General features: G+C 69.6%; 17 protein-coding genes and 1 pseudogene. 7 read left to right on the top strand and 11 right to left on the bottom strand.

Annotated features, from left to right (window positions below; translation table 11 throughout):
• Positions 1–45 precede the first annotated feature (45 nt).
• Both AC5Y47_RS14400 and AC5Y47_RS14405 read right to left on the bottom strand, forming a co-directional pair.
• A complete protein-coding gene (locus AC5Y47_RS14400) occupies positions 46–1,566 on the bottom strand; it encodes a PE family protein (RefSeq protein ID WP_499944676.1) in 1,521 nt (506 codons plus the stop codon).
• Between the two features lie 92 nt (positions 1,567–1,658).
• Positions 1,659–1,937, bottom strand: coding sequence for a hypothetical protein (locus AC5Y47_RS14405; RefSeq protein WP_499944678.1), 279 nt, complete (start codon positions 1,935–1,937; stop codon positions 1,659–1,661).
• A gap of 60 nt (positions 1,938–1,997) precedes the next feature.
• Here AC5Y47_RS14405 and AC5Y47_RS14410 point away from each other — a divergent pair, with 60 nt between their 5' ends.
• Positions 1,998–2,234 carry an Rv1535 domain-containing protein gene (locus AC5Y47_RS14410; protein WP_499944679.1) on the top strand — a complete coding sequence of 79 codons (237 nt, stop codon included), beginning with the start codon at positions 1,998–2,000 and terminating at the stop codon, positions 2,232–2,234.
• Between the two features lie 11 nt (positions 2,235–2,245).
• On the opposite strand, the gene AC5Y47_RS14415 is transcribed toward AC5Y47_RS14410, so the two are convergent.
• The 4 genes and pseudogenes from AC5Y47_RS14415 to AC5Y47_RS14430 form a co-directional block, all read right to left on the bottom strand.
• A complete protein-coding gene (locus tag AC5Y47_RS14415; RefSeq protein ID WP_499944680.1) occupies positions 2,246–2,707 on the bottom strand; it encodes a hypothetical protein in 462 nt (153 codons plus the stop codon).
• 101 nt (positions 2,708–2,808) lie between these two features.
• Positions 2,809–3,612, bottom strand: coding sequence for an exodeoxyribonuclease III (locus AC5Y47_RS14420; RefSeq protein ID WP_499944776.1), 804 nt, complete (start codon positions 3,610–3,612; stop codon positions 2,809–2,811).
• 61 nt (positions 3,613–3,673) lie between these two features.
• Positions 3,674–4,243, bottom strand: a pseudogene (locus AC5Y47_RS14425) (GNAT family N-acetyltransferase, cg3035/Rv0428c family); the annotation flags it as partial.
• Positions 4,243–4,839 carry a peptide deformylase gene (locus AC5Y47_RS14430; RefSeq protein ID WP_499944681.1) on the bottom strand — a complete coding sequence of 199 codons (597 nt, stop codon included), beginning with the start codon at positions 4,837–4,839 and terminating at the stop codon, positions 4,243–4,245. The gene AC5Y47_RS14430 and the pseudogene AC5Y47_RS14425, both read right to left, overlap by 1 nt.
• Positions 4,840–5,113: 274 nt before the next feature.
• On the opposite strand from AC5Y47_RS14430, the gene napA reads away from it, so the two are divergent.
• From napA to AC5Y47_RS14455, 5 genes are all read left to right on the top strand, one after another.
• Positions 5,114–5,422: a nucleoid-associated protein NapA gene (napA, locus tag AC5Y47_RS14435; protein ID WP_499944682.1), complete on the top strand. Its 309-nt coding sequence runs from the start codon at positions 5,114–5,116 to the stop codon at positions 5,420–5,422.
• Positions 5,423–5,465: 43 nt separating this feature from the next.
• The gene (locus tag AC5Y47_RS14440) at positions 5,466–5,933 is read left to right on the top strand and encodes a LytR C-terminal domain-containing protein (protein WP_499944683.1); all 468 of its coding nucleotides are present in this window, start codon (positions 5,466–5,468) and stop codon (positions 5,931–5,933) included.
• Positions 5,934–5,971: 38 nt separating this feature from the next.
• Positions 5,972–6,682, top strand: coding sequence for a superoxide dismutase[Cu-Zn] (sodC, locus tag AC5Y47_RS14445; protein WP_499944684.1), 711 nt, complete (start codon positions 5,972–5,974; stop codon positions 6,680–6,682).
• 1 nt (position 6,683) lies between these two features.
• Entirely contained in the window at positions 6,684–7,814 is a 1,131-nt protein-coding gene (locus tag AC5Y47_RS14450) for a glutamate--cysteine ligase (RefSeq protein WP_499944777.1), read from the top strand.
• A gap of 139 nt (positions 7,815–7,953) precedes the next feature.
• On the top strand, positions 7,954–8,604 hold the full coding sequence (locus AC5Y47_RS14455) for an LON peptidase substrate-binding domain-containing protein (RefSeq protein WP_499944685.1): 651 nt from the start codon (positions 7,954–7,956) through the stop codon (positions 8,602–8,604).
• A gap of 15 nt (positions 8,605–8,619) precedes the next feature.
• On the opposite strand, the gene AC5Y47_RS14460 is transcribed toward AC5Y47_RS14455, so the two are convergent.
• The 3 genes from AC5Y47_RS14460 to AC5Y47_RS14470 are packed head-to-tail and all read right to left on the bottom strand — an operon-like array spanning position 8,620 to position 12,333.
• Complete coding sequence (locus AC5Y47_RS14460; RefSeq protein ID WP_499944687.1) at positions 8,620–10,782, bottom strand: AAA family ATPase; 2,163 nt, start codon at positions 10,780–10,782, stop codon at positions 8,620–8,622.
• A 1-nt stretch (position 10,783) separates the two neighbouring features.
• Positions 10,784–11,638: a CDP-diacylglycerol--serine O-phosphatidyltransferase gene (pssA, locus tag AC5Y47_RS14465; RefSeq protein WP_499944688.1), complete on the bottom strand. Its 855-nt coding sequence runs from the start codon at positions 11,636–11,638 to the stop codon at positions 10,784–10,786.
• Complete coding sequence (locus AC5Y47_RS14470) at positions 11,635–12,333, bottom strand: phosphatidylserine decarboxylase (protein WP_499944689.1); 699 nt, start codon at positions 12,331–12,333, stop codon at positions 11,635–11,637. Before AC5Y47_RS14470 ends, pssA begins: the two co-directional genes overlap by 4 nt.
• A 129-nt stretch (positions 12,334–12,462) precedes the next feature.
• Between AC5Y47_RS14470 and AC5Y47_RS14475 the strand changes: the two genes are divergently transcribed.
• Positions 12,463–13,635, top strand: coding sequence for an MFS transporter (locus tag AC5Y47_RS14475; protein ID WP_499944690.1), 1,173 nt, complete (start codon positions 12,463–12,465; stop codon positions 13,633–13,635).
• On the opposite strand, the gene moeA is transcribed toward AC5Y47_RS14475, so the two are convergent.
• The gene (gene moeA, locus AC5Y47_RS14480) at positions 13,632–14,831 is read right to left on the bottom strand and encodes a molybdopterin molybdotransferase MoeA (RefSeq protein WP_499944778.1); all 1,200 of its coding nucleotides are present in this window, start codon (positions 14,829–14,831) and stop codon (positions 13,632–13,634) included. The two genes, AC5Y47_RS14475 and moeA, sit on opposite strands and share 4 nt — an antisense overlap.
• A gap of 1 nt (position 14,832) precedes the next feature.
• Entirely contained in the window at positions 14,833–15,765 is a 933-nt protein-coding gene (locus AC5Y47_RS14485) for an SDR family NAD(P)-dependent oxidoreductase (protein WP_499944691.1), read from the bottom strand.
• Between the last annotated feature and the right edge of the window lie 110 nt (positions 15,766–15,875).

A 15,875-nucleotide genomic window follows, 5' to 3' on the forward strand; every position in this document is an offset into this window, starting at 1 on the left:
GGCGTCTCCCACGCTAGCGCAGCGCGGGGCCGGCGTGCAGCGATGTCAGCCGTTCGGACCGTCGGCACCCGGAGCGCCGAGCACGGTTCCGCGGGTGCCGCCGGCACCGCCGGTGCCTGGGTCGGGGACATTAGCGCCCACGGTGTTGCCGGCGGCACCGCCTGCCCCGCCGTCGCCGCCGTTGCCGAACAGCCCCACCGCATTGCCGCCGTCGCCGCCGTCCCCACCGTCGCCACCACCCAACGCCCCGCCCGTGCCGCCAGGCCTGCCCGCACCGCCGGCCCCGCCGCTGCCCCAGATCGCTCCGCTATGGCCACCGGTGCCGCCGGCACCACCGGTGCCGCCAAGGAAGCCACCGGGAGCGCTGAATCCGCCGTCGCCGCCGGCCCCGCCGCCGCCGATCAATTTGGCGTCGCCGCCATATCCGCCCACGCCGCCCGAGCCGCCGCGCTGCACGCCGGCGCCGCCGTCGCCGCCGTTTCCACCGGCGCCGCCGTTACCAACCAGTCCGCTCACGCCGCCGAATGCGCCGGCGCCGCCGTTTCCGCCGACGGTCGCAGTGGCGACGCTGCCCAAACCCCCGGATCCACCGACGCCGCCGTCGCCGAAGAAGAAACCGGCGTTGCCGGCCGTCCCGCCACCGCCACCGCTGTTGCCGACACTGCTCGGCCCGGCCGCGTTTCCGCCAGTGCCACCTGCTCCACCGTTGCCGAATAGTCGGGCGTCGCCGCCCAGACCGCCGAACCCGCCGGGACCTGCGGTATTGCCGCCGCCACCAGTTCCACCGGTGCCGCCGGCCCCGCCGTTGCCATACAGCAGTCCGCCGGTTCCTCCGTTGCCGCCGGAGCCTCCCGATGCACCACCGGTCGGCAAAAAGCCGCCCGTTCCGCCGGCGCCGGCGTTACCGCCCGCGCCCCACAGTCCGGCGTTGCCGCCGTTGCCACCAAGCCCGCCGGGGCTGCCGGGAAATGCGGCCGTGCCACCGTTGCCGCCTTGACCGCCGTTGCCGAACAGCCAGCCGCCGGCACCGCCTTGGCCCCCAGTCCCACCGGGTCCGCCGAGGGCGCCGGTTCCGCCGTTGCCGATCAGTCCGGCCGCCCCGCCGGCGCCACCTGCCTGACCGACCGCAGTGCCCGCCGCGCCGCTGCCGCCGTTGCCCAGCAGAAAACCACCCGGCGCCCCGGCCGCACCAGGAGTAGCGGCGTTAGCGCCGTCGCCGATCAGTGGGCGCCCGAACAGCGCCAGCGTTGGGGCGTTGATCGTGCCCAGGATTGCCTGCTGGACGTTGGCGGCTTCGGCGCTTGCATACGCTGCGGCGCCTGTGTTCAACGTGGCGACGAACTGCTCGTGGAACACCGCGACCTGCGCGCTGAGCGCCTGGTATTGCTGGGCGTAGTCGCCGAACAGTGCCGCGATGACCGCCGACACCTCGTCGGCGCCGGCGGCCAGCACCGCTGTGGTGCGTGCCGCCGCGACTGCGTTGGCTTCGCTTAGCGCCGAGCCGATACCTGCGAAGTCTGAGGCTGCCGCCGAAAGCATCTCGGGAGCGGCGATGACAAACGACATCTGGGAACTCCTCACCGATTACGGTGCGGAAATCGTCGCTGCCGAACCCATAGCGGCGCATGGGGCATCGGCCCCAATATCCGACAAACGCGTCAGGCGTCCTCGAGCGCCTCCCCTAGTTCCTGGAGGAGCTGATTGTGGTGATTGCTGGCTAATAGGTGTCCGGCGGTGATCACCAGCGCGACCGGCCACTCGATCAGTTCGAAGGCTGCCAGCGCGGCGATACCGCCGTAATACGCCAACTGTTCGGGCGGCGGGATCTGCAGCCTGCCCACCACCGGTAGGTTGACGGCGAACGTCTGTCCCTGCCGGATCTGCGCCACCGCCTCGCGCTGCGAGGTAGCGCGGCGATCTCTCTTTTCGGCCATCATTTGCCTTTCGGTAACTGAAGGTTTGCCGTTGAGCCCGATCGTGCGGTCACCGTCGGGATTATGACGACGACAGATGTCTTGCGCGACCCGTTAGCTTCGTCGTTCGGCCGGTTGCTGCGCGGACCGTTGACAGAGTTGTACGCGCTGTTGTGGCGGGCCGGGGTGCTGGAAGTTGTCGATCGGCATCAAGCTCCTCGCCAGTTGTCGGTGAATGCCTCGCGCAACGAGTTGCGGGTGGCAGCGGACCCGAACGCCGATCACGATTTTTCATCATCCGGTACCTGGGCGACCGGCTGACGACAGCCGACTCAATTAGTGCTGCGCAGGTTGGTGCTGCCGGCACGCCGGCCGGTCGCCTTCTTGACCGGGGCCTTCCGCGCCGTCTTCGCCGGCGGCTTGGGCGTCGACTTCGCCGGCTTTTCCGGCGGCTCGTCGGGTACCGAGGCGAGCTTCGCCGGCGTCGGCACCACCGGCTGCTCGGGTGCGTCGCCGAGCTTGCGCAGCAACAGTGCCCCGCCCCCGATCGCCAACAGGATCGGCCATTCGACCAGACCCGCGGCGCCGATGGCACCGAGGGCCAGCGCGGCCGCGGGTGTCGACTTGCTGCCGGCGCTGATGCCTTGCTGAATCCCGTCGGCGGCTCCCTTGACCCCGCCGACGATGCCGTTGACCGCCGCGCCGCCGACGGCGCCGGCGGCGGCCGTGGTCGCGGACGCGGCGCGACTCACCGATCGACCCACAGTGCGGAAAGCTCCGTCGACGACACCCATGATGACTCCCTGGCTCGGCTGTTGAAGTGTGTATACCCCGCGCCCGCGTAGTTCACCAGAATCAGCAATGGAATTCACAGCAATCTTGGAGGCTGCGCCGCTCACCGGCGTAGGTCGACGAGCACCGGCGCGTGGTCGCTGGGCGCCTTGCCCTTGCGCTCTTCGCGGACGATCTGTGCGTCCACCACCCGCTCAGCCAGTGCCGGGGAGCCCAGGATGAAGTCGATGCGCATGCCCTGCTTCTTCGGGAACCGCAATTGCGTGTAGTCCCAGTACGTGAAGACCCCCGGCCCAGGGGTGAAAGGTCTTACCACATCGGTGAATTGGGCGTCGACGATGGCGTCGAACGCGTTGCGCTCGGGCTCGGAGACGTGCGTGCAACCCCGGTAGAAATCGGTGCTCCACACGTCCTCGTCGGTGGGTGCGATGTTCCAGTCACCGACCAGGGCGATCGGCGCGGACGGTTCGTCTCGCAGCCAACCTTCGGCCGTATTGCGCAGCGCGGCAAGCCAATCCAACTTGTAGGTGTAGTGCGGGTCGCGCAGGGAACGGCCGTTGGGGACGTACAGGCTCCACACCCGCACGCCGCCGCACGTGGCGCCGATGGCGCGAGCTTCCGCTGCCGCGGCCACGTCGGGCTTGCTGCTCCAGCTGGGCTGGCCCTCGAAGCCGACCTGCACGTCGTCCAGCCCGACCCGCGACACGATCGCCACGCCGTTCCACTGGTTGAAGCCGACATGCGCCACCTCGTAACCGATCTCGTAGAACGGCAGCGCCTGAAACTGGGTGTCCGAGCACTTGGTCTCCTGCATGGCCAGCACGTCGACCTCGGCGCGGGCGAGCCAGTCGAGGACCCGATCCAGCCGGGAGCGAATGGAGTTGACGTTCCAGGTGGCCAGGCGCAGTCGCGCAGTGGTGCCGTTCGGCATGGCAGGTCTCCTAGTTCTGGGCTGGGCGGAAGTATCGACGACGGTGGTGCAGCCGGAAACCCTGCGCTTCGGCCGGTGCGGTCGGTTCACTGTCCGGCACGCACCGGTAGGCCCGGTCCTCGGCCCGGACCAGGATCTGTTCGGTGCGTTCGGTGACCCAGCCCGGCGGCGGTGACAGCAACCGGTCGGCGATGGCCAGTCGCGGGGTGAGCCGCCGGCGGCGGTACCACTCGAGGATCTCCGGGATTGTGTTCTCGTGTGCCGAAATATCAAGGGGTGCCGCAGAGTTGGTCGCCAGATCGATCCCGTCGCCGGCGCGCAGCAGCCAGCCGTCCAGCCAGGTCTGCTCGGCGCCGGGCCGCTCCGCGGCAGCGGTACGTTCCAGCGCGCGGATGTCGGCGGTGCGCACCGGGGCGTCGGTCAGTACCCGCATCGCCACCACGTCGTCGGGTGAGACCTCGACCAGCGCACCGGTTTTGGTGCGCAACCGCAACGTCGGGTCGACCGCCACCAGGTGCCCGATGGCGTCGGTCAGCGGCGGGACCGATCCGGGTGGCCGACGGTAGCGAAGCGCCACCCGTGTTCCCAGGCCCGGCCACGACACCATCAGTGACCGAACGGGTCGGGCCCCTCGCCGGGCAGCCACGACAATCCCGGCACCCCCCAACCGTGCGATTTGACCGCGCGTTTGGCGGCCCGTGCGTGCCGGCCGACGAGGCGGTCCAGGTAGAGGAATCCGTCCAGATGCCCGGTCTCGTGCTGCAGCATCCGCGCGAACAATCCGGTGCCCTCGACGCTGACCGGTTTGCCCTCGCCGTCCAGACCGGTGACCCGTGCCCAGTCCGCGCGTCCGGTCGGGAAGGACTCACCCGGCACCGAGAGACAGCCCTCGTCGTCGTCGTGGCCGGCCGACGGCATGGTCTCGGGTATCTCCGAGGTCTCCAGCACCGGGTTCACGATCACCCCACGCCGGCGCTGGGTCAGCCCACGGTCATCAGAACAGTCGTAGACGAAGACCCGCAGTCCGTGGCCGATCTGATTGGCGGCCAGCCCGACACCGTGAGCGGCGTCCATCGTGTCGTACATGGTCTTGATCAGTTCGGGCAGCTCGGCCGGCAGCGATCCGTCGGGTCCGACCGGAATTGGCGTCGTCGGATTGTGCAGGACCGGATCTCCCACGATGCGAATGGGTACGACTGCCATGGTCGGCTAGCTTAGGCCCGCCGACGATGCGGCCCGGAACGGGCCGAGGAGAAGGGGGGCGATTCTGCCACGGGTGTGCGCCCTGTCGACTCCGTCACAGGGTGTGACCAGCATCGGGACCTGTCGATCCGCAGCAATTCGGCCGACGCGCGGGTGTGGATTCCGGCGCAACACTTTGCGGCGTGGTTCAATATTCGCGCACGACATTGCCCCTATGTAGGTCAAAGTCATTCGAGCAATCGAGCATTCGCCGGAAGGGTCCAGGGGAAGCAATATGGACAGCGCCATGGCGCGGGCACATCGAGCGGGGGACGACTCGGAGATCGCCGACGGGCTGACCCGGCGCGAGCACGACATCTTGGCTTTCGAGCGCCAGTGGTGGAAGTTCGCCGGGGTGAAGGAAGACGCCATCAGAGAGCTGTTCTCGATGTCGGCCACGCGCTACTACCAGGTGCTCAACGCGCTGGTGGACCGGCCCGAAGCGCTAGCCGCCGACCCGATGTTGGTGAAGCGGTTGCGGCGGTTGCGCGCCAGCCGTCAGAAGGCCCGGGCCGCGCGGCGGCTGGGCTTCGAGGTGACCTGACCGTTTTGCGGTTCCTGGCCGTCCGCTGGTTACAGTGGCTTCGATGAACGAGCGCGTACCCGACTCTTCGGGGCTTCCCCTGCGGGCCATGGTGATGGTGTTGCTCTTCCTGGGTGTCATCTTCCTGTTGCTCGGCTGGCAGGCTCTGGATTCGTCGGGCAAGGCCGAGGAGGAGTCGTCGTCGGTCACCACCATGTCCAGCCCCGTGGCGCCGTCGTCGACCAGCGCGAAGCCGGCCGCCAACGACGCCGAGGTGCGGGTGTACAACATCTCGGGCAAGGAGGGCGTCGCCGCACGGACGGGGGATGAGCTCAAAGCGGCCGGTTTCAAAGTGGCCGACGTCACCAACTTCACCGCCGCCGATGTCGCAGTGACGACCGTCTATTACGGCGAAGAGAGCGAAAAGGCGACCGCCGACGCCGTGGGCAAGAAGTTGGCGGCGCCGGTGGAAAAGCGCACGCCCGAACTTTCCGAGCTGCCGCCGGGCGTCATCGTTTTGGTGACGGGTTGAGGCTGAGTTCGGATCATTGCCAGGCTAGGCTCACGGCTATGCCTAAGCTCGCCGGTCCCACAGTCGCCATGTCAGTCCTGTCCGCGGCCGCTTGTGTCGCGCTGGTAAGCGCGTGCTCGTCGCCCCAGCAACCGTCGACGACACCCGGTACCACCCCGTCGGTCTGGACCGGATCCCCCGCGCCGTCGACCTCCGGGCATGCCGAGTCGGCGCCGGCCACCTCCGAGGCGCCGCCGTCCGGGCAGACCATCACCACCGTGCTCAAAGGCCCCACCGGCGCGGAGATCGCCACCGCTAAATTCGACTTCGCCAACGGCTATGCGACCGTGACGGTCACGGCCACCAGCAGCAGCGGGCTCGCACCGGGCTTTCATGGCATGCACATCCACAAAGTCGGCAAGTGCGAAGCGAATTCGCAAGCCCCAGACGGCGGGGAAACCGGCGACTTCATGTCTGCCGGCGGGCACTTTTCGGCGCCCGGCTCGACCGGCCACGCCAGCGGGGACCTGACGTCGCTGCAGGTGCGCAAGAACGGCGCGGCGATGCTGGTGACCACCACCGACGGCTTCACCATGGACGACCTGCTCGCCGGCAGCAAGACGTCGATCATCATCCACGAGGGTCCGGACAACTTCATGAACATCCCGAACCGCTACCAGGTCAACGGCCAACCGGGTCCCGACGAGACCACGATGAAAACCGGTGACGCCGGCAAGCGGGTTGCGTGCGGTGTCATCGGAGCCGGCTAGCCTGCCTCGCAGCCGGGCGCGCAACCGGATCGACTTCGCCCGTTCGCCCCGGCCCACGGTGGGCGTGGAATGGGAGTTCGCCCTCGTCGACGCCGAGACCCGGGATCTGAGCAACGAGGCCACCGCGGTGATCGCCGAAATCGGCGAAAACCCGCGTGTGCACAAGGAATTGCTGCGCAACACCGTCGAGATCGTCAGCGGCATCTGTGAAAACGCCCCCGCGGCAATGCAGGATCTGCGCGAGACGCTGGGTCCGGCGCGGCGCATCGTCCGCGACCGCGGGATGGAGTTGTTCTGCGCGGGCACCCATCCTTTCGCGCAGTGGTCGAGTCAGAAGCTCACCGACGCACCGCGTTACGCCGAGCTGATCAAACGCACCCAATGGTGGGGGCGGCAGATGCTGATCTGGGGTGTGCATGTGCACGTGGGGATTTCGTCGCCGAACAAGGTGATGCCGATCATCTCGTCGCTGCTCAACCAGTACCCGCATCTGCTGGCGTTGTCGGCGTCGTCGCCGTGGTGGGGCGGCGTGGACACCGGGTACGCGAGCAACCGGTCGATGATGTTCCAGCAGTTGCCGACCGCGGGGTTGCCGTTCCAATTCCAGACCTGGAAGGAGTTCGAAGGCTTCGTCTACGACCAGAAGAAGACCGGCATCATCGACCACGTCGACGAAGTCCGTTGGGACATAAGGCCTTCCCCGCATCTGGGCACCATCGAGGTGCGCATCTGCGACGGCGTGTCCAACCTGCGCGAGTTGGGCGCACTGGTCGCGCTGACGCACTGCCTGATCGTCGATTTGGACCGCCGCCTGGAGGCCGACGAGCCGTTGGCGAGCATGCCGCCCTGGCACGTCCAGGAGAACAAGTGGCGCGCGGCCCGGTACGGCCTGGACGCGGTGATCATCCTGGATGCCGACAGCAACGAACGGCTGGTCACCGAAGACCTCGACGACGTGCTGACCCGTCTCGAACCGATCGCCAGGTCACTGCGTTGCACCGAAGAGTTGGCCGCGGTGGCCGACATCCCGCGCCTCGGCGCGTCGTATCAGCGACAGCGGCGGGTGGCCGAAGAGCACGACGGTGACCTGCGCTCGGTGGTCGACGCCCTGGTGGCGGAACTGGAGATCTAGTCTCCGGCGGTGGCCGGCCGGGACTCGCACGTTCGCCGAGCGTGTCGCTGCTGCGAAATTTCGGCCTGATTTTGACAGTGGTTACACGTTGGGCGACCGGGAACGGCGTCGGCCTATGCTGAGGTGGGGGTGAGGCGCGATGGATCGTGAGCCGGTCGAGATGCCGATGTTTCCGCTCGAGTCGGCCTTGCTACCGGACGAGATCCTGCCGCTGCGCATCTTCGAGCCGAGGTACTCCGCGCTGGTACGTGACTGCATGGAAAGTGAGAATCCCCGCTTCGGCGTGGTGCTGATCTCCCGCGGCCGCGAGGTCGGTGGCGGCGATGCGCGCAGCGACATCGGGACCCTGGCCAGGATCACCGATTACGTGGCCGGCGGTTCGGGCCGGTACGCATTGCGCTGCCGGATCGGGGAACGGATCCGGGTGCGCGAGTGGCTGCCCGATGATCCGTATCCCCGTGCCCGCGTAGAGATTTGGCCCGACGAACCGGGGCTGCCGGTGACCGCCGCGCAGGTCCGGGACATCGAGGACCGGGTGCTGGCGCTGTTCGATCGGGTGGCCGCGGCGCGGGGAGTGCAGGTGCCGGACCGCGACGAGCTGTTCGACTACCCCGGCGACGCGCCACGAGACAACGCAAAGCTGTTGTACGCGTTGGCGGCTCGCGTCCCGATGGGTCCGGCCGACCGGTACGCGGTGTTGGCCGCGCCCTCGGGCGCCGATCGGTTGGCCGCGCTGCTGGAAGCGGTGGACTCGGTGACCGCGATGATCGAGTTCCAGCTGTCGGAGTGACGGCGCGAAATCGGGCTAGCCGGCCTCGGCGAACGCGCGCAGCGATTCCACCTGCAGCGGGTCCAGCGACGGACGCACATTTTCGCGCGCGGCGGCCAGGTCGGCGGCGGTGACGTCGGCGGCGTCGATGGAGCGTCGCATCGCGGTCAGAGCGGCTTCGCGCAACAGGGCCACGCAGTCGGCGGCGCTGTACCCGTCCAGTTCGGCGGCCACCGCGTCCAGGTCGACGTCGGAGCTCAGCGGGACCGATTTGCCTGCGGTGCGCAGGATTTCGCGGCGGGCCTCGGCGTCGGGCGGTTCGACGAACACCCGCCGCTCCAGCCGCCCGGGCCGCAGCAGTGCCGGGTCGATCAGGTCCGGACGGTTGGTTGCGCCCAGCACGACGACGTCGCGCAACGGGTCGATGCCGTCCAGCTCGGTCAGCAGCGCGGCCACCACCCGGTCGGTGACGCCGGAGTCGAAGCTCTGACCGCGCCGCGGTGCCAGCGCGTCCACCTCGTCGAGGAACACCAGCGACGGCGCGGAATCCCTTGCCTTACGGAATAATTCGCGGACCGCCTTCTCCGACGACCCCACCCATTTGTCCATCAGCTCGGACCCCTTGACCGCGTGCACGCTGAGCTGCCCGGTGCTGGCCAGCGCGCGCACCACGAACGTCTTGCCGCAACCCGGGGGACCGTACAGCAACACCCCGCGCGGCGGGTCCACGCCCAGCCGGGCAAAGGTGTCCGGGTGCTGCAACGGCCACAGCACCGCTTCGGTCAATGCCTGCTTGGCCTCTGCCATGTCGCCCACGTCGGCGAGCGTCACGCTGCCGACGCTCACTTCCTCGCTTGCCGAGCGGGACAGCGGGCGGATGACGGTCAGCGCCCCGAGCAGGTCCTGCTGGCTCAACTTCGGTGGCGCGCCGTCGGCGCTGGCCCGCGCCGCCGCCCGCAGTGCCGCCTCGCGCGTCAGTGCGGCCAGGTCGGCCACCACGAAACCCGGTGTGCGGCTGGCGATCTCGTCACAGTCGAGGTCACCGGTGGGCACCTCTTTGAGCAGTGCTTCCAGCAGTGCTTTGCGGGTGCCGGTGTCGGGCAGCGGCAGACTCAGCTCGCGGTCGCACAGTTCCGGCGAGCGCAGCCGCGGGTCCACCTGGTCGGGGCGCGCGGAGGTGGCGATCAACGCGACGCCGTCGGTGGCCACCGCGGTGCGCAGCTCGGCCAGGATCAGCGCGGCCACCGGCTCGGCCGTCTCCGGCAGCAACGCATCGACGTCGGTGATCAGCAGCACGCCGCCGCCGTCGCGCACTGCCGTCACCGCCGCAGCGACCGACTGCAACCGGTCCTGGGCCGCCAGGGCGCCGACCTCCGGGCCGTCCACTTCCACCAGCCGCCGGCCGGCGCACACCGCGCGCACCAGCGTCACCTTGCCCACGCCGGCCGGTCCGGACACCAGCACACCCAGATTGGTGCCCGCGCCCAGGGTCTTGAGCAGGTGCGGCTCGTCGAGGGCCAATTTGAGCCATTCGGTCAGCTTGGCGGCCTGGGGCTGGGCGCCCTTGAGCTCCTCGACCTGGATATCCGGGCCGACCACCGTGGCCGGTTCCACCCCCGATGCGCGGTGCGCCTGCAGCGTCCCCCAGGTGACCAACGTGTTGGGCTGGACGCTGACCGGCCCGTCCGGGTCGACGCCGGTGACGGTCAGCAGCTCGGAGGTCCAGCTGATCCCGACCGAGGAGGCCAGTGCCTGGGTGGCCGCCGAGGTCGAGGTGCCCGGGCCCAGGTCCCGCGGCAACAGCGATACCGCGTCTCCGACCGTCATCACCTTGCCCAGCAGGGCTTGGCGCAGCGTCGCCGACGACAGCGACTGGGTGGCCAGTGTCGAACCGCTCAGCGTCACGGTCCGGGCGCCGTAGACGACGACCGCGCCGACGATCACCTCGATGCCCTCGCGCAGCCCGGCATTGGACAGCGTGACGTCGTCGAGCAGCACGGTGCCGACGGGAATGTCGCCGGAGGCCATGCCCGCGACGGCCGCGGTGGTCCGGGATCCGGTCAGCGACACCGCATCCCATTCTCGGATGCCCAGCGCGGCGATCGCGCTGGGATGCAACCGGACCACGCCGCGGCGCGAGTCGACAGCAGCCGTGTTCAGCCGCGCCGTGAGCGCGAGCTGCGTCCTGGGACTGTTCAACTCACCTGCCCGGCTTGCGCAACCCGAGCCGCGCCATCGACCGGCGGTTCGGCTGTGCCCGGCGGGTCGCACGCTGCGCCGCCCGCCACTGCTTGGGTTTGTCGTCCCAGACCTCGGGGTGTTTGGCCAGCCAGCGCTTGCTGCGCACCGCGAACGGGATGTGGCACACGTAGGAGACGATGATCACCCAGATCAGGATGTAGGGGAACACCACCGCGGCCGCCGCGACCAGCGCCACCACCGCCAGCACCAGCACCGCCTGATTCGGCGAGACGGCGAAGGTGTGCACCTTCTTCATCGGGATCGCGCTGACCATCAGCAGCGACGTCCCGGTGATCCAGGCGGCCAGCACCCACTGGTTGGACCACCAGCCGTCATGTTCGAACTGCAGCTTGAGGCCGATGGTGCCGATCATGGACACCGCGCCCGCCGGTGCCGGCATGCCGACGAAGAATTCCTTCGCATAGGGGGGCAGGGTGCCGTCGTCCAACTGCGCGTTGTAGCGCGCCAGGCGCAGCACCACGCACACCGCGTAGAGCAGCACCACCGGCCACCCGATCGGGAACTTCGCCAGCAGCGTCACGTAGACCACCAGTGCGGGCGCCACCCCGAAATTCACCGCGTCGGCCAGCGAGTCGATCTCCGCGCCCATCCGGGATTGAGCGTCCAAGATGCGGGCCACCCGGCCGTCCAGGGCGTCGAGGATGGCGGCCACCGCGATAAGGGCCATCGCCGGTATCGGGTTGTCGTCGAGGGCGAACTTGATGGAGGTCAGGCCCGCGCAGATGGACAGCACCGTCATCGCGCTGGGCAGCAGATGCAGGGCTTCGCTGCGCCGGACGCGGGGCTTGATCATGCCAGCACAGCCAGCACGGTCTCGCCGCCGGTGGCGCGCTGGCCGACCCGCACCAGCGGTTCGGCGCCCGGCGGCAGATAGGTGTCCAGCCGCGAGCCGAACCGGATGAGCCCATAGGTCTCGCCGATATCGAGTTTGTCGCCGACGTGGGCGTTGCACACGATGCGCCGCGCGACCAGCCCGGCGATCTGCACCACCACGATCTCGGCGCCCTGGGCCGTGCGAATCCGCACGCTGGTGCGTTCGTTGGCCTCGCTGGCCTCGGGGAGATCCGCGGACAGGAACCGTCCGGGGCGGTGCTGGACGGCGATCACCTCACCGCTGATCGGGACCCGTTGCACGTGCACGTCCAGGATGGACAGGAAGATGCTGACCCGCGGCAGCGGAGTGTCACCCATGCTCAGTTCGGCGGGCGGGAGGGCGTGCTCGACCAGGGCGACCGTGCCGTCGGCGGGTGCGACGACGACACCGTCCCGGGTCGGTGGCACCCGGGACGGGTGCCGGAAGAAGCCCGCGCAGGCCCCGGCCGCCAGCAGCCCCGTGCGGCGCAGCCACCGGTGCCGGTATCCGGACGCCGCCACGGCCAGCCCGGTCGCGACGAACGGCAGCCCGGCGGGGTGGATCGGCGGAATGGTGTCGCGCACCAACTCGAGCAGGTGTGCGGGACCGTCGGCGGAGCCAGGGCGTCTTGCCACGCGGGTCATCTTACGGAAGGGCGCGCGGGCATCGCGGTTCGTTCGGCTCCGGAACGGGAACGCTTTGAATTCACGAGCCTTCTTCGAGGAGTCCCCCTGATTTCGACGGATGATCCGCGCGCGTCCCGATTGCACCGCGCGAAGGTCGGTGTCACCGCAACGTTCATCGCGCACGCTGTGGTGTTCTCGTCGTGGGCTGCGCACATCCCGCAGGTCAAGCACGATCTGGGGCTCTCCGACGCGGCGCTGGGCACTGCCCTGTTCGGTGCGCCGCTGGGTTCGGTGCTGGCCACGGTGTTCAGCCATTGGGCGTTGCCCCGGTGGGGCAGCCAGCGGTTGGTGCCGGTGATGGTGGTCGGCTACGCGCTGGCCGGCATGACGGTGGGGCTGGCGACGTCCGGGCCGTGGTTGTTCGTGACGCTGGCGCTGTGGGGGACCTTCCAGGGCGGGCTGGACGTCGCAATGAACACCCAGGCCGGGACGGTGGAGCGGCTGGCGCGCGCGCCGATCATGTCCCGCTTCCACGGGATGTGGAGTGTCGGCGCGCTGCTGGGAGCGGTGATCGGCGCGTTCTGCGTCAGCGCCGGTATCGGTTTGGGTCCGCAGCTGATCGTGCTGGGACTGGCCGTGCTGCTGGTGGTGGGACCGTTCACGCGTCGCCTCTTCCCCGACGCGGCCGTCGTCGCCTGCCAGGACGGCCAGCAACCCCGCCGGGCGCGGCTCACCAAGACCGTGGCGCTGCTTGCGGCGGTGGCGTTCGCGTCCTTCCTGTGCGAGGGCGCCGCCACCGACTGGTCAGCCAACTACCTGCACGACGTCGTGGGCGCCGGTCCCGGCTTGTCGGCGCTGAGCTACGCGGCCTACACGTTGGCGATGGTGGTGATGCGGTTGGGCGCCCTCCGGTTGCATTCGCGGCTCCCGGCCCGGCGGTTGCTGCCGGCGCTGGCCGTGTTCGCCGCGCTCGCCATGTGCGTGACGCTGGCGACGGCCGACCCGGTGATCAGCGTGCTGGGCTTCGCCTGCCTGGGTGCCGGGGTGGCGTTGTTGGTGCCGACGGCGTTGAGCGCGGCCTATTCGGCCGGCAACGGCGGGTCGGCGATCGCACTGGTGGCCGCGACCGGGTGGGTGGGCAACCTGCTGGGGCCGCCGTTGATCGGGCATCTGGCGCAGTGGTGGGGGTTGTCGGCTGCGCTGGTCACCATTCCGGTCGTGCTGACGGTGGCCGCGCTGGCGATCGCCGGGACCACGGCCTTCCAGGTCGCCGACGAGTTCCACCGGGACCCGGTCGGCTCGACGGCCTAACTCAGATCCCAGACCTGCACTTCGGTGCCGGCAGGCACTTCGACCACGTCCTCCGGGATGTCCAGCAGGCCGTTGGCCGTGGCCAGCCAGCGCAGGTGGTGCGAGGCCGGCGGACCGTAACTGGTGACCTGCGCGCCCTCCAGCACCGCGCGCCGGAATTGGCGTTTGCCGCGCGGTGAGGTGACGGTCTCGGTGAGGACCGCGGCGCGGCGCGGGCGAAGCGGATCCGGTAAGCCCGTCGCCGCGCGCAACGCCGGCCGGATGAACACCTCGAACGACACCAGCGCGCTGACCGGGTTGCCGGGCAGCGTGACGATCGTGGTGCCGGCCACCCGCCCGGCACCCTGCGGCATGCCGGGCTGCATCGCCACCTTGACGAACTCGACACCCTGGTCGCCGTCGCGCCCGAACGCGTCCTTGACCACCTCGTAGGCGCCGGCGCTGACACCGCCGCTGGTGACGATCAGATCGGCGTTCCCGGCGTGGCGATCCAGCACCGCACTGAACTGCGCGACGTCGTCGCCGGCGGTCTCGGTGCTGACCACGTCGGCGCCGGCCTCCCGCACGGCGGCGGCCAGCATGACCGCGTTCGACTCGTAGATCTGTCCGGGTTGCAGGGCAGCACCGGGCGGCACCAACTCCGACCCGGTGGAGATCACCAGCACCCGTTGCCGCGGCGTCACCGTCACTTCGGCCAGTCCCAGCGCCGCCACCAGACCGAGCGCGGCCGGGGTCACCACCTGGCCGGCCTGCAGCACGGTGGTTCCGGCGGCGACGTCTTCGCCGGCGCGGCGGATGTGTCTGCCGGGTGTGGCGGGCCGCCGGATCTGCACCGATGCGACGCCGCCGTCGGTGTCCTCGACCGGCACGATGCCCGTCGCTCCGGCGGGCAGCGGTGCCCCGGTCATGATCCGGTGCGCGGTGCCGGGCCCCAGCACCAACGCGTCGGTGCGCCCGGCCGGGATGTCCTCGGCGACCGGCAGCGCCACCGGATGTTCAGATGTCGCGGTGGCAGTGTCTTCGGCCCGCACCGCGTAGCCGTCCATGGCGGAGTTGTCGAACACCGGCAGCGACAGCGGCGCCACCACGTCGGCGGCCAGCACCAGCCCCAGCGCGTCGGCTAGCGGAACCGAGACCGCGGGTCGGGGCCGGATCAGCTCCGCCACGATGCGTTGATGTTCGGTGACCGAGCGCATTTCAGACCGGGAACGTGACACCGGTGAGCTCTTCGGAGACCGCCCAGAGCCGGCGCTGCAGATCCTGGTCGTGGGACTGGGCGCTGGACTGGACGAGCTTCGGGTGGCCGCGCTGCTCGGCGAAGCCGGCCGGGCCGTAGTACTGCCCACCCTCGACCGCCGGGTCGGTGGCGGCCCGCAGCGTCGGCAGTGCGCCGTTCTCGGCGCTCTGGAACAACACCGGACCCAGGACCAGCAGCGGCTGCAGATACCACGGGACGTTGCGGGCCAGCTCGGTCGCCGACCCGCCGGGGTGTGCCGCGACCGCTACGGTCGGCACCGACGCCGCGGCCAGCCGGCGTTGCAGTTCGTAGGTGAACAGCAGGTTGGCCAGCTTGGACTGTCCGTAGGCGCCGACGCGGCTGTAGCTGCGTTCCCACTGCAGGTCGTCGAAATGGATCGCCGCCCGCATCCGGTGACCGAGGCTGCTGACCGTCACCACCCGGGAACCGCGCACCGACAGCAGGTGGTCGAGCAGCAGTCCGGTGAACGCGAAGTGCCCGAGGTGGTTGGTGCCGAACTGCAGCTCGAAACCGTCGGCGGTGACTCCTTTGGGTGTCCACATCACCCCGGCGTTGTTGATCAGCAGGTCGATCCGCGGGTAGCTGTCCCGCAACTTCCCGGCGGACCGGCGCACCGAGTCCAGTGAGGCGAGGTCGAGTTCGGCCAGCGTGACGTCCGCCCCGGGATTGCCGGCCACGATGCCGGCCAGCGCGGCGTTGCCCTTCTCCAGGTTGCGTACCGCCAGCACCACGTGCGCGCCGCGGGACGCGAGTGCCGCGGCGGTGTGGTAGCCCAGACCGGTATTGGCGCCGGTGACGACGACGGTGCGCCCGGTCTGGTCGGGGATGTCGGCGGCGGCCCAGTTGCGGTCGTTGTTGCCGTCGGAAGCCATGGCCCCGAACATACCCAGACCGACATCGAGTCCGAGACGCGACCGCCCGTCATTTTCTTGCACTCGGCATAGGCGAGTGCTAAGAATGACGTTGGCACTCGCGACCGGCG

The sequence above is a fragment of the Mycobacterium sp. NGS22 genome, from assembly GCF_059813095.1.